The organism is Pseudomonas sp. 24 E 13 (assembly GCF_900004715.1).
GTDB classification, from domain to species: domain Bacteria; phylum Pseudomonadota; class Gammaproteobacteria; order Pseudomonadales; family Pseudomonadaceae; genus Aquipseudomonas; species Aquipseudomonas orientalis_A.
The window spans coordinates 47546-60499 of record NZ_CVTO01000117.1 but is presented as its reverse complement, the minus strand read 5'-3'; the positions used below and the strand labels follow the sequence as shown (position 1 = coordinate 60499).

The 12954-nt window shown below is 58.4% G+C and carries 13 protein-coding genes; all 13 read right to left on the bottom strand.

Annotation, left to right across the window (positions count from 1 at the left end):
• Window position 1 precedes the first annotated feature (1 nt).
• Complete coding sequence (gene lpxA / locus BFP90_RS13480; protein WP_065896977.1) at window positions 2-778, bottom strand: acyl-ACP--UDP-N-acetylglucosamine O-acyltransferase; 777 nt, start codon at window positions 776-778, stop codon at window positions 2-4.
• Window positions 775-1215 (bottom strand): 3-hydroxyacyl-ACP dehydratase FabZ, encoded by a 441-nt coding sequence (gene fabZ / locus BFP90_RS13475; protein ID WP_003172281.1) that lies wholly within the window; start codon window positions 1213-1215, stop codon window positions 775-777. The genes lpxA and fabZ overlap by 4 nt, the downstream gene beginning before the upstream one ends.
• 111 nt (window positions 1216-1326) lie before the next feature.
• On the bottom strand, window positions 1327-2382 hold the full coding sequence (gene lpxD, locus BFP90_RS13470; protein ID WP_065896975.1) for a UDP-3-O-(3-hydroxymyristoyl)glucosamine N-acyltransferase: 1056 nt from the start codon (window positions 2380-2382) through the stop codon (window positions 1327-1329).
• A gap of 3 nt (window positions 2383-2385) precedes the next feature.
• Window positions 2386-2889 carry an OmpH family outer membrane protein gene (locus BFP90_RS13465; protein ID WP_003189173.1) on the bottom strand — a complete coding sequence of 168 codons (504 nt, stop codon included), beginning with the start codon at window positions 2887-2889 and terminating at the stop codon, window positions 2386-2388.
• Between the two features lie 45 nt (window positions 2890-2934).
• On the bottom strand, window positions 2935-5322 hold the full coding sequence (gene bamA / locus BFP90_RS13460; RefSeq protein WP_065893371.1) for an outer membrane protein assembly factor BamA: 2388 nt from the start codon (window positions 5320-5322) through the stop codon (window positions 2935-2937).
• Window positions 5323-5396: 74 nt separating this feature from the next.
• A complete protein-coding gene (gene rseP / locus BFP90_RS13455; protein ID WP_065896973.1) occupies window positions 5397-6749 on the bottom strand; it encodes a sigma E protease regulator RseP in 1353 nt (450 codons plus the stop codon).
• Window positions 6750-6787: 38 nt separating this feature from the next.
• Window positions 6788-7993 (bottom strand): 1-deoxy-D-xylulose-5-phosphate reductoisomerase, encoded by a 1206-nt coding sequence (gene ispC / locus BFP90_RS13450; protein WP_065896972.1) that lies wholly within the window; start codon window positions 7991-7993, stop codon window positions 6788-6790.
• Window positions 7990-8796, bottom strand: a complete 807-nt coding sequence (locus BFP90_RS13445) for a phosphatidate cytidylyltransferase (protein ID WP_065896970.1) — start codon at window positions 8794-8796, stop codon at window positions 7990-7992. The genes ispC and BFP90_RS13445 overlap by 4 nt, the downstream gene beginning before the upstream one ends.
• The gene (uppS, locus tag BFP90_RS13440; protein WP_017137143.1) at window positions 8797-9552 is read right to left on the bottom strand and encodes a polyprenyl diphosphate synthase; all 756 of its coding nucleotides are present in this window, start codon (window positions 9550-9552) and stop codon (window positions 8797-8799) included.
• 17 nt (window positions 9553-9569) lie between these two features.
• A complete protein-coding gene (frr, locus tag BFP90_RS13435) occupies window positions 9570-10127 on the bottom strand; it encodes a ribosome recycling factor (protein WP_065886088.1) in 558 nt (185 codons plus the stop codon).
• A complete protein-coding gene (gene pyrH / locus BFP90_RS13430; RefSeq protein WP_003172271.1) occupies window positions 10124-10867 on the bottom strand; it encodes a UMP kinase in 744 nt (247 codons plus the stop codon). Before pyrH ends, frr begins: the two co-directional genes overlap by 4 nt.
• A 212-nt stretch (window positions 10868-11079) precedes the next feature.
• Entirely contained in the window at window positions 11080-11943 is an 864-nt protein-coding gene (tsf, locus tag BFP90_RS13425) for a translation elongation factor Ts (protein ID WP_065886087.1), read from the bottom strand.
• Window positions 11944-12147: 204 nt separating this feature from the next.
• Window positions 12148-12885, bottom strand: coding sequence for a 30S ribosomal protein S2 (rpsB, locus tag BFP90_RS13420; RefSeq protein ID WP_003219330.1), 738 nt, complete (start codon window positions 12883-12885; stop codon window positions 12148-12150).
• Window positions 12886-12954 lie beyond the last annotated feature (69 nt).

Sequence of the window (12954 nt, the reverse complement as noted above, 5' to 3'; positions counted from 1 at the left end):
ATCAGCGGGTAATGCCGCGAGTCGACGCCTGGATCGAGTCACGAAACACCGCGACTTCCGGGAACGACGCTGCCGGCTCGGTCAGTTCGATCAGGGCCTGCTCAACCGTCAGCCCTTGACGGTATACCGTCTTGTAGGCACGGCGCAGGGCCTGGATTGCGTCGTCGCTGAAACCGCGACGGCGCATGCCTTCAAAATTCATGCTGCGCGCTTCGGCAGGGTTGCCGAACACCGTGACGAATGCAGGGACATCCTTGCCGATGGCGGTGCCCATGCCGGAAAAGCTGTGGGCGCCGATATGGCAGTATTGATGCACCAGAGTGAAACCGGACAGGATTGCCCAGTCATCCACATGCACATGCCCGGCCAACGCGGTGTTATTGACCAGGATGCAGTGGTTGCCAATCACGCTGTCGTGGCCGATATGCGCATAGGCCATTACCAGGTTGTGATCACCCAGCGTGGTCTCGGCGCGGTCCTGCACAGTGCCACGGTGAATGGTCACGCCTTCACGGATGATGTTGTGGTCACCGATGACCAGCCGTGTTTCTTCACCCTTGTACTTCATGTCCGGGGTGTCTTCGCCTACCGAGGAAAACTGGTAGATACGATTGTGTTTGCCCATGCGGGTCGGACCCTTGAGGATCACGTGTGGCCCGATGACAGTCCCCTCGCCGATTTCCACACCTGCGCCGACGATCGACCAGGGGCCGACCTCAACGTCGGCGGCCAGTACGGCCGACGGATCGATGATTGCGCGAGGGTCAATCAAACTCATAGTTTGCGTTCCGCACAGATGATCTCGGCAGAGCACACCGGCTTGCCATCCACCGAAGCCTGGCATTCGAACTTCCAGATCTGGCGCTTGCAGCTGATGAACTTGGCTTCCAGGATCAACTGGTCACCCGGAGTGACCGGATTGCGGAAACGCAACTTGTCGGAACCCACGAAATAGTAAAGCGTGCCGTCGGCAGGCTTGAGGTCAAGCATTTTGAAACCAAGGATACCGGCAGCCTGGGCCATTGCTTCGATGATCAACACGCCCGGCATGATGGGATGCGCAGGAAAGTGACCATTGAAAAACGGTTCGTTGATGCTGACATTCTTGTAGGCACGAATGCGCTTTTCCTCAACATTGAGGTCCACTACACGATCCACCAGCAGGAACGGATAACGGTGAGGCAGGTATTCGCGAATCTCGTTGATGTCCATCATTTCGGGGGGAAGCCTGTAATAAAGATTGGGGGCGGGCGGACTAAAAGCACGCCCCGCTAGCAAATCAAGGAGGCAGTCTATCGGCTGTGCACACTTGATATGGAAATGGTATCAGCCTTCTGATGAAGCATCACCGCCAGGGGTCACGTCCCCAACACGCTTTTCCAGCTGTTTGAGACGTCGAGCCATGTCGTCGATCTGCCGCAAGCGTGCTGCACTCTTGCGCCATTCAGCCGAGGGCTGCATGGCGGTACCGGAAGAATAGGAACCCGGCTCGGTAATCGAGTGGGTGACCATGGTCATGCCGGTGATGAAGACGTTGTCGCAAATATCGATATGCCCCACCAGCCCGACGCCACCGGCGAGCATGCAATGCTTGCCGATTTTGGTACTGCCGGAAATGCCCACGCATGCCGCCATGGCGGTGTGGTCGCCAATCTGCACGTTGTGAGCGATATGGATCTGGTTGTCGAGCTTCACGCCGTTGCCTATGACCGTATCGGCCAAGGCTCCACGATCAACGGCAGTATTCACGCCGATTTCCACGTCATCGCCGATCAATACGCCGCCGACGTGGGCAACCTTGTGCCAAATACCTTTGGAATTGGCAAAACCAAAACCTTCACCACCGATCACAGCGCCCGACTGCAGAACCACCCGCTCACCGATACGCACGTCGTGGTAAAGGGTCACGCGAGGAGCAAGCCAGCCATCGACACCGATTTCACAACGCGCGCCGATAAAGCAATGAGCGCCGACCGTTACACCCGCGCCAATACGTGCGCCGTTCTCGATCACCGCAAAGGCACCAATGCTGGCCGAGGGATCAACCTGGGCATCATCGGCGATCACCGCAGACGGATGAATACCAGCGCTGGCCTTGGATTTTGGAGCGAACAGGTGCGACGCCCGGGCAAAAGCCAGGTAAGGGTCAGCCACCACCAGCGCGTCCCCAGTAAACCCTTCGGCATCGACGGCCGTAAGCAACACGGCGCCGGCTTGGCAGTCGACCAGATACTTACGGTATTGGGGCTTCGCCAGGAAGCTCAACTGAGCTGGGCCAGCCTCCTGCAAGGTGGCTAGCCCAGTGATTTCTTTCTCCGGGGAGCCACACAAGGTGGCCCCCAGGAACTCGGCCAACTCGCCGAGCTTGATAGTCGCAGTCATGGTTTACTTCAGCTGGTTCATGCGCTCGATCACCTGGCGGGTGATGTCGTATTGAGGCTTGACGTCAATCACGGCGCCACGTTCGAACACCAAGTCAAAGGCACCCTTCTTGATGACTTCTTCCACGGCGCTGTCGAGCTTGGGCTTGAGCTGCTTGAGCATTTCACGGTCGGCAACCGCCTTGGCTTCGTTCAGCTCCTTGGACTGGAACTGGTAGTCACGGGCCTTTTGCTTGAACTCAAGCTCCAGACGCTCACGCTCGCCTTGCTGCATCTTGTCGCCACCGGCAACCAGACGGTCCTGGATGCCCTTGGCGCTGCTTTCCAGGGTTTTGAGCTTGGTCAGTTGCGGACCGAATTTCTTCTCGGCATCCACGGCGTAACGCTTGGCCGCGTCAGATTCCAGAAGGGCCATCTGATAGTTCAGCACGGCAATTTTCATTTCGGCGAAGGCCGGGGTGGTTACCAGCACAGTGGCCAGCAGGACCAATTGAGTCAACTTACGCACGATGTACTCCTACAGAATCCGTTGTCGTTATCTTAGGTCAGACGCTTAGAACGTCTGGCCAAGGGAGAATTGGAAAATCTGGGTTTCAGCGTTATCCGGTTTCTTGATCGGCATGGCCAGAGCAAAGCTCAATGGGCCCAGCGCGGTCACCCAGGTCACACCCACACCCACGGAGCTCGCCAGATTGCTGAGACTCACGTCGTTACACTGGGTGTTGGACCGCGAACCGTTCGGGTTGGTGATCTGCTCACATTTGGAGTCGAACACGTTACCCACATCCCAGAAGACCGAAGTACGCAGGGAACGTTGATCTTTCACGAATGGCAGCGGGAACAGAATTTCTGCACCGCCCTGGATCAGAACGTTACCGCCAAATGGCAGCGGCTTGTTGTCGGAGTCCACTCGCGTGCCCTGGTTACCCGTAAAGTCCTGGCCACGGCTCGGCGTACCACGCGGACCCAGGGTGCTGTCCTTGAAGCCACGTACCGAGTTGAAACCACCCGCGTAATAGTTTTCATAGAACGGCAAGCCATCGGTCGAACCATAACCGTCGCCATAGCCCAGCTCGGTGTGCAGGCGCATGGTGTAGTTGTCGCTCAACGGCTGGAACAACTGGCCGCGATAATCGAGTTTGAAGAACGACAGGTCGCTGCCCGGCGTGGTGACTTCCGCGGTCAGGCTCTGGGAATGGCCACGGGTTGCCAGTACGCCCTTGTTCAGGGTCGACTCGGACCAGCCGGCAGACGCCTTGAAGTTCAGGAACTTGTCGCCTTCACGGCGGGTGAAGTCGAAGATCTCGTCCACGGTGTACACACCGGTCTTGATCTCATCCTGCTGCGCGGTCAGGCCGAAGGTGAGACGCGAGGTCTCGCTGATCGGGTAACCCACGTTCACACCGGCGCCGAGGCTGTCGATCGCGTAGCTTGCAACGTCAACGTCGAGGTCTTTGTAGTCGGTGGTGCGATAGAAGGCGTTGTAGCCCAGGCTCACACCGTCTGCAGTCCAGTAGGGGTCGGTATAGCCGAAGTTGTATCGGCTCTGGTATTCGCTTCGGGTCAGGCCGATGGAGACACGGTTACCGGTACCGAGGAAGTTGTTTTGGGTGATGGAACCGCCCAGGATCAAACCGGCGCTCTGTGCGAAACCGACGCTGGCGGTAATCGAGCCCGAGGCTTGTTCTTCAACGGCGTAGTTCACGTCGACCTGGTCATCCACACCCGGTACGGCCGGGGTTTCAACGTTGACTTCCTTGAAGAAGCCCAGGCGCTCGAGTCGGGTCTTGGATTGGTCGATCAGGTAAGTCGACGCCCAGCCACCTTCCATCTGACGCATTTCACGACGCAGCACTTCGTCCGAGGACTTGGTATTGCCACGGAAGTTGATGCGATTGACGTAGGCACGCTTGCCCGGATCCACGACGAACGTGATGTCCACGGTGTGGTCTTCATCGTTCGGGGTCGGCACGCCGTTGACGTTGGCGAAGGTGTAGCCTTCGTTACCGAGGCGACGGGTGATCAGCTCAGACGTGGTGGTCATCAGCTTGCGCGAGAACACCTGGTCCTTCTGGACGAGCAACAGGGACTTGACCTGGTCTTCAGGTACTTTCAAGTCACCGCTGAGCTTGACGTCACGAACCTTGTACTTCTCGCCTTCGTTGACGTTGACAGTGATGTAGACGTGCTTCTTGTCCGGGGTGATGGACACCTGGGTCGATGCGATGTCCATATTGATGTAGCCACGGTCCAGGTAGTAGGAGCGCAGGCGTTCCAGGTCGCCGGACAATTTCTCACGGGCGTACTTGTCATCATTCTTGAAGAATGACAACCAGTTGGTGGTCTTCAGTTCGAACAGGCCGATCAGGTCTTCATCAGCGAACTTGGTGTTGCCCACCACGTTGATGTGCTGGATGGCCGCCACGGTGCCTTCGTTGATGTTGACCTTCAGGCCTACCCGGTTACGCGGCTGCGGAATCACTTCCGTGTCCACGCTCGCCGAGTAGCGGCCCTGGGCAACGTACTGGCGTTGCAGTTCGTTACGCACACCTTCAAGGGTGGCGCGCTGGAAGATCTCGCCCTCGGCCAGGCCCGACTGCTTCAACCCTTTCATCAGGTCTTCAGTGGAGATGGCCTTGTTGCCCTCGATCGTGATACTCGCAACCGAAGGCCGCTCGACGACGGTGATGACCAGGACATTGCCTTCGCGACCCAGTTGGATATCTTGAAAGAACCCGGTTTTGAACAGCGCACGAGTGGATTCCACCAGGCGACGATCATCAGCCTGTTCCCCGACGTTCAACGGCAAGGCACCAAAGACGCTACCCGCGGAAACCCGCTGGAGGCCGTTGACGCGAATATCGGAGATGGTGAAGGACTCGGCGTGAACTTCGGCGATCATCAATACGGTGAGAACCGCAGTTAGCAGCAGACGTTTCATGAAGTCCTTTCTTATTCCAACTGGCAATAAACAAACTGCCGCAAAATGCGGCAGATTCGCAATTCAGCGAAGCGTTACAGTCGTCCCAGATCGTTGACCAGAGCTAACAACATCACTCCGACCACCAAACTGATACCGATCTGTATCCCCCAACCCTGCACCCGATCCGACAAGGGGCGACCACGCACCCACTCGACCAGATAAAACAGCAGATGCCCCCCATCCAATACAGGAATGGGCAGCAAATTCAGAACTCCAAGGCTGATACTCAGATAAGCCAGGAAATTCAGGAAATCCGCGACACCCGACTGGGCAGAAGCGCCCGCCACTTTAGCAATGGTTATCGGTCCACTCAAGTTTTTTACCGAGAGCTCGCCGAACAACATTTTCTTGAGGGATTCGAGGGTCAGCACGCTCATGGTCCAAGTGCGCCTGGCACCCTCGCCAATCGCGGCCAACGGCCCGAAGCTGACCTCTCTCACCATCGATGGCGGCCAATCGACACCTTTGACCCCGGCACCCAGGTAACCCCCGGCGGCCTTGGCCTCCCCACGAACCGACAAGGTCACAGGGACGTCGATTTGAGCACCTTCACGCTCAACTTTCAGCACAATTTTGGTATCAGGACGTACACGCACCAGGTCGACCACTTGCTGCCAGTCACCCAGTGCCTGGCCATCAAGGGCCAACAGCCGATCACCGGTTTTAAGGCCTGCGGCCTGCGCCGGCCCCTTCGGATCCAACTCGGCCAGTACCGGCGGCAGCGCCGGACGCCAGGGACGAATGCCCAGGGATTTGATCGGATCCGGCTCGTCAGCACCTTGCAGCCAACGGTCCAACGCCAGCTCACGCGGGCTTTCGGCGCTGGAGTCCTGCTCGCGCACCACCACATTGACGGTACCGCTTTCACCCAGTCGACGCACCAGCTGCAAATTGACCGCGCCCCAACCGGTGGTGGGTTCGCCATCAATGGAAACAATTTCCTGCCCTGCCACCAGCCCGGCCTTGGCTGCAATACTGCCTGACTCGACCGCGCCGATGACCGGGCGCACCTGCTGGCTGCCCATCATGGCGAGCACCCAGAAAAACACCATCGCCAACAGGAAGTTGGCAATCGGCCCGGCGGCCACGATGGCGATACGCTGACGAACGGTCTTGCGGTTGAAGGATTGGTCCAACTGATCCGCAGGCACTTCGCCTTCTCGCTCGTCGAGCATCTTCACGTAGCCACCCAACGGGATGGCTGCGATCACGAACTCGGTACCACGACGATCATGCCAGCGAACCAGCGGCATGCCGAAACCGACGGAAAAGCGCAATACCTTGACGCCGCAACGACGCGCCACCCAGAAGTGGCCGAATTCGTGGAAGGTAACCAGCACACCCAGAGCAACCAGGGTGCCGACAATCATGTAGAGCGCACTCATCTAATTTCTCCGCATTTCAATCCGATGCCTGAAGGCGCTCACCCGCCCACAGCCTGACGCGCGTTGCGGTCCAGCCATTGCTCAGCCAGGGCCCGGGCCTTGGTATCCGCTTCGAACACGGCCCCCAGATCATTCACAGCCACTACGGGCTCAAGATTCAGAACATCCTCGATGATACTCGCGATCTGCGGAAAGCGGATGCGCCGTTCGAGAAACGCCGCCACGGCGACTTCATTGGCTGCATTAAGCATGGCTGGCGCGCTGTTACCCGCCTCGGCCGCCTGCCGGGCCAGACGCAGGCACGGGAAACGCTGCTCGTCCGGTGCTTGAAAATCCAGGCGCGCAATCGCAAACAGGTCCAACGGCGCCACACCGGAGTCAATCCGTTCCGGCCACGCCAGGGCATTGGCGATCGGCGTGCGCATATCGGGGTTACCCAATTGCGCCAGCACCGAGCCGTCAACGTAATCGACCAGGGAATGAATCACACTTTGCGGGTGAATCACCACTTCCACCTGGTCAGGCCGCGCATCGAACAACCAGCACGCCTCGATCAGCTCCAGCCCCTTGTTCATCATGCTTGCCGAATCCACGGAGATTTTGCGCCCCATGGACCAATTCGGATGCGCACACGCCTGGTCCGGCGATACATACTCCAGCTCATCCAGCGGCGTTTGCCGGAAGGGGCCACCGGAAGCCGTGAGCAAAATCCGGCGCACACCCACCTGACTCAAGCCACGGGCAAAATCGGCGGGCATGCACTGGAAGATCGCATTGTGCTCACTGTCTAGGGGCAACAGGACCGCACCGCTCTTGCGCACGGCCTGCATGAAGAGCGCACCGGACATGACCAGGGCTTCTTTATTGGCCAGCAGGATCTTTTTGCCCGCATCGACTGCGGCCAGCGTGGGACGCAAACCCGCTGCCCCGACTATTGCCGCCACCACCGTATCCACTTCGGCATCCGCCGACACCTGGCACAGCCCTTCCTCACCCACCAACACTTGGGTGGCAAGGCCGGCCGCGCGCAGATCATCCTGCAGGCCACGCGCAGCAGTTGCCTGCGGCACCACCGCAAAACGCGGCGAGTGGCGCACGCACAGCGCCAGCAGCTCGCTGATACGCGTGAAGCCAGTCAGGGCAAACACTTGATAGCGATCGGGATGACGGGCGATGACATCCAGGCTGCTCAGCCCGACCGAGCCCGTCGCGCCCAGCACCGTGACCTGTTGCAGGCGGCTCACGAAGCGATCATCCACAGCAACACGGCAAAGATCGGCAACGCAGCGGTGAGACTATCGATACGGTCCAGCACGCCACCGTGACCCGGCAACAGGTTACTGCTGTCCTTGATCCCGGCCTGACGCTTGAACATGCTTTCGGTGAGGTCACCCACCACCGAAATGAATACGACCACGGCAGTGCCCAGCAAGGCCAGGAAGATCTGCTTCACCGACCAGTCACGCAGCACACCGACCCCCAACGCAATCAGCAGCGTAAACGCCAGACCGCCGTATACGCCTTCCCAGCTCTTGCCCGGGCTGACGGCCGGCGCCAGCTTACGCTTGCCAAAGGCACGGCCGGAAAAGTAGGCGCCGATGTCAGCGCCCCAGACCAGCACCATGACGGCCAGGATCAATTCGTTGCCGTTCGGGAAACGCTTGATTTCCACCAGTCCTTGCCAGGCCGGCAGCAGGATCAGCAAACCAATTACCAGCTTGCACGCGACACTGGACCACTGGCCGCTGGTCCGTGGATAGGTGAGCACCAGGAACGTCGCCGTGGCCCACCACAGTACCGCCGCCCCCAGCACCCAGGGCGCGATATCGGGCAGGATGTACATCAGGAACAGCAACAGCGCAACGATGGCGGCGTACGCGATACGTGGCAATTGGTCGCTGAACCCCGCCAGACGCGCCCACTCCCATGCTCCGAGCGTGACGACCAGGCCGATGAACAGCGCAAAACCGGAACCTTCAAGCAGGAAAAAACCGCACAAGGCAATCGGCAGCAGGATCAGTGCCGTGATGATTCGTTGTTTAAGCATTTAAACCCGGGCTCCAGCTTCGATCTGCTCGCTCGTTTTACCGAAGCGACGCTGACGGGAAGCGAAATCGGCCAGCGCATTGCGCATGGCATCGTGTTTGAAGTCCGGCCAGAACAGGTCGGAGAAGTACAGCTCGGTATAGGCCAGCTGCCACAGCAGGAAATTGCTGATGCGGTGCTCACCACCGGTACGAATGCACAAGTCCGGCAACGGCAGGTCGCCGGTCACCAGGCAGGTTTGCAACAGTTCGGGCGTAATGTCGTCGGGACGCAGATGACCGGCCTGCACTTCGCGGGCCAGTCGCTGCGCAGCCTGGGCAATGTCCCACTGGCCGCCGTAATTGGCTGCGATCTGCAGCACAAAACGGTTGCTGCCGGCAGTGATGGCCTCGGCTTCACGCATGGCCGCCTGCAACTCCGGGTGGAAGCGGGAGCGGTCACCAATGATACGCAGGCTGATGTTGTTGTCATTGAGGCGCTTGGCCTCGCGACGCAGCGCCTTGAAGAACAGGTCCATCAAGGCGCTGACCTCTTCGGCGGGCCGTTGCCAGTTCTCACTGGAAAAGGCAAACAGCGTCAGCACTTCAACCTTGGCTTCGGCACACACTTCGATGACAGCGCGCACCGCATCGACACCCGCTTTATGCCCGGCAACACCCGGCATAAAGCGTTTTTTCGCCCAGCGATTATTCCCATCCATGATGATCGCGACATGGCGCGGCACCACAGAGGGCACAGTCTGCTTGGTCTTTTCCATGAAGGCGTCCTGACCCCTTATACGGCCATCAGGTCCTTTTCTTTTTCCTCGGTGGCCTTGGTGATCTGGGCCTCCGCATCCTTGGTCAGCTTATCGATATCGGCGACGGCGCGACGCTCTTCGTCTTCGCTGATTTCCTTGTCCTTGACCAGCTTCTTCAGATCACCCAAGGCATCGCGACGGATATTGCGCACGGCCACGCGTGCATCTTCAGCCGCGCTGCGCGCCTGCTTGGTGAAGCCCTTGCGGGTTTCTTCGGTCAGGGCAGGCATGGAAATCAGCAGCAACTCGCCCAGGTTGGTCGGGTTGAGGTTCAGGCCGGCGCTCTGGATGGCTTTGTCGACAGCACCGAGCATGTTGCGCTCGAACGCTACGACTTGCAGGGTGCGCGAGTCTTTTACGGTGATGTTGGCCACCTGGGTGATGGACGTGTCCGTGCCGTAGTACGGCACCATCACGCTGCCCAGGATGCTCGGGTGCGCCTTGCCGGTACGAATCTGGCCGAACGCGTGGTTCAGAGACTCCAGGGATTTGTGCATACGCTCTTGAGCGTCTTTCTTGATTTCGTTGATCATTGTTGGCCTTCCTCGATCAGAGTCCCTTCCGCGCCGCCGTGTACGATATTCAGCAGGGCGCCGGGCTTGTTCATGTTAAATACGCGCAGCGGCATCTTGTGGTCGCGGCACAGGCAGATAGCCGTCAGGTCCATCACACCCAGCTTGCGATCCAGCACTTCATCGTAGGTCAGATGATCGAACTTCTCGGCATGCGGGTCTTTGAATGGATCTGCAGTGTATACGCCATCCACCTTGGTCGCCTTCAGCACCACGTCGGCGTCGATTTCGATAGCGCGCAGGCACGCGGCCGAATCGGTGGTAAAGAACGGGTTGCCGGTGCCTGCGGCAAAAATCACCACTTCCTTGGCGTTCAGGTGGCGCATGGCTTTGCGGCGATCGTAGTGATCGGTCACGCCGACCATGGAAATCGCCGACATCACGATGGCCGAGATGTTGGCGCGCTCCAGGGCGTCGCGCATGGCCAGGGCGTTCATCACAGTGGCCAGCATGCCCATGTGGTCGCCGGTGACCCGATCCATGCCGGCAGCACTCAGCGCCGCACCGCGGAACAGGTTGCCACCGCCGATCACCAGGCCCACCTGAACACCGATACCGACCAATTGGCCGACTTCGAGCGCCATGCGGTCAAGCACCTTGGGGTCGATCCCGAACTCTTCCGAGCCCATCAGGGCCTCGCCGCTGAGCTTGAGTAGAATGCGTTTATAGCGAGCCTGATAACCACTGCCCTGCTGAGCCATTGCGAATCTCTCCTGCGGCGTATGTTCTAAAAAATTCTTGGCGAGCCGTTTACGGCTTGCGTTCACTCTAGCTGGACGCTATCACAGCGCCATCGGAACACGGCTTTGTAAGCCAGTTCCGAGGGGAAGCCAAATAAAATTAGCGTTCCCATTTGAAAAGAGGCTGCGCGCGTGAGCGGGCAGCCTCTTTCGGGCGACAGTTGAAAACTGTCTTATTGCTTGGCGGCAGCCAGCTGGGCAGCAACTTCTTCAGCGAAGTTGTCGACCGGCTTCTCGATACCGTCGCCTACTTTGAAGTAGGTGAAGGAAACGATTTCAGCACCGGCTTTCTTGGCCAGTTCGCCCACCTTGATTTCAGGGTTCTTGACGAACGCCTGCTCAACCAGGCTTGCTTCAGCCAGGAACTTGCTGATACGGCCCTTGACCATATTTTCAACAATGTTTTCCGGCTTGCCTTTGATTTTTTCTTCGTTCAGCTGCAGGAACACAGCTTTTTCACGCTCGATCGCTTCGGCAGACACTTCCGAAGGCAGCAGGAACTCAGGGTTGCTTGCAGCAACGTGCATGGCGATGTCTTTAGCCAGCTCAACGTCGCCGCCTTTCAGAACAACCGCTACACCGATTTTGTTGCCGTGCAGGTAACCACCAACAACATCACCTTCCACACGGGTCAGGCGACGGATGTTGACGTTTTCGCCAACCTTGCCGACCAGTACCAGGCGTGCAGCTTCCTGAGCTTCGATCAGCGGAGCGACGTCAGTCAGCTTGTCGGCGAACGCTTTATCAACGCTGGCAGCAACAAATGCCTTGAAGTCGTCCTGCAGAGCCAGGAAGTCGGTCTGCGAGTTCACTTCCAGCAGAACGGCGGATTTGCCGTCTTCTTTCAGAGCGATAGCGCCTTCAGCAGCTACGTTGCCTGCTTTCTTGGCAGCCTTGATCGCGCCGGAAGCACGCATGTCATCAATGGCTTTTTCAATGTCGCCGTCAGCCTTTTCCAGGGCTTTCTTGCAATCCATCATGCCTTCGCCGGTACGCTCACGCAGTTCTTTAACCAACGCTGCAGTAATTGCTGCCATTTTCAAATTCCTCTTGGATAGGTTTTCAACCATTCCACCCGATCGAACGGGGGATCAATTCTTCCCGAACCACCGTTGTAGGCCGCTGCACGTTACAGTTGCCATGTTGCGCTGCCACAAGTGGGCGCCGACAAACGGTTTTCGAGGTGGCAAAAAGGGGGCCAAGCCCCCTTTTTGCTTACTGAGTCAACGCCAGGGCGTCAGTTACTCAGCGGCAGCTACCGGAGCTTCTTCAACGAACTGCTCGGTACCACCAGCAACGTGGTTGCGACCACGGATTACAGCGTCAGCCATCGAACCCATGTACAGCTGGATAGCGCGGATTGCGTCATCGTTGCCTGGGATGATGTAGTCAACGCCTTCCGGGCTGCTGTTGGTATCGACTACGCCGATAACCGGGATGCCCAGCTTGTTGGCTTCGGTGATCGCGATGCGCTCGTGATCAACGTCGATAACGAACAGTGCGTCAGGCAGACCGCCCATGTCCTTGATACCACCCAGGGAACGATCGAGCTTTTCCAGGTCGCGAGTGCGCATCAGCGCCTCTTTCTTGGTCAGCTTGGCGAAAGTACCGTCTTCGGCTTGCACTTCAAGGTCACGCAGACGCTTGATGGAAGCACGGATGGTTTTGAAGTTGGTCAGCATGCCGCCCAACCAGCGGTGATCGACGTACGGCGAACCGCAACGTGCTGCTTCTTCAGCAACGATCTTGCCAGCGGAACGCTTGGTGCCGACGAACAGAATCTTGTTTTTGCCCTGAGCCAGGCGCTCTACGAAGGTCAGCGCTTCGTTGAACATTGGCAGGGTTTTTTCAAGGTTGATAATGTGGATCTTGTTACGTGCGCCGAAAATGTACTTACCCATTTTCGGGTTCCAGTAACGGGTCTGGTGACCGAAGTGCACACCGGCCTTCAGCATATCGCGCATGTTGACTTGGGACATGATAGTTCCTTAATAAGTCGGGTTTGGCCTCCACGTATCCCAATGACCAACCAGCGGCTTCAAGGCCTC

What these genes read in the sequence shown, in the direction of transcription:
- lpxA (WP_065896977.1), bottom strand. Translation starts at nt 778, where the DNA reads ATGAGTTTGATTGACCCTCGCGCAATCATCGATCCGTCGGCCGTACTG.
- fabZ (WP_003172281.1), bottom strand. Translation starts at nt 1,215, where the DNA reads ATGATGGACATCAACGAGATTCGCGAATACCTGCCTCACCGTTATCCG.
- lpxD (WP_065896975.1), bottom strand. Translation starts at nt 2,382, where the DNA reads ATGACTGCGACTATCAAGCTCGGCGAGTTGGCCGAGTTCCTGGGGGCC.
- bamA (WP_065893371.1), bottom strand. Translation starts at nt 5,322, where the DNA reads ATGAAACGTCTGCTGCTAACTGCGGTTCTCACCGTATTGATGATCGCC.
- rseP (WP_065896973.1), bottom strand. Translation starts at nt 6,749, where the DNA reads ATGAGTGCGCTCTACATGATTGTCGGCACCCTGGTTGCTCTGGGTGTG.
- BFP90_RS13445 (WP_065896970.1), bottom strand. Translation starts at nt 8,796, where the DNA reads ATGCTTAAACAACGAATCATCACGGCACTGATCCTGCTGCCGATTGCC.
- uppS (WP_017137143.1), bottom strand. Translation starts at nt 9,552, where the DNA reads ATGGAAAAGACCAAGCAGACTGTGCCCTCTGTGGTGCCGCGCCATGTC.
- frr (WP_065886088.1), bottom strand. Translation starts at nt 10,127, where the DNA reads ATGATCAACGAAATCAAGAAAGACGCTCAAGAGCGTATGCACAAATCC.
- pyrH (WP_003172271.1), bottom strand. Translation starts at nt 10,867, where the DNA reads ATGGCTCAGCAGGGCAGTGGTTATCAGGCTCGCTATAAACGCATTCTA.
- tsf (WP_065886087.1), bottom strand. Translation starts at nt 11,943, where the DNA reads ATGGCAGCAATTACTGCAGCGTTGGTTAAAGAACTGCGTGAGCGTACC.
- rpsB (WP_003219330.1), bottom strand. Translation starts at nt 12,885, where the DNA reads ATGTCCCAAGTCAACATGCGCGATATGCTGAAGGCCGGTGTGCACTTC.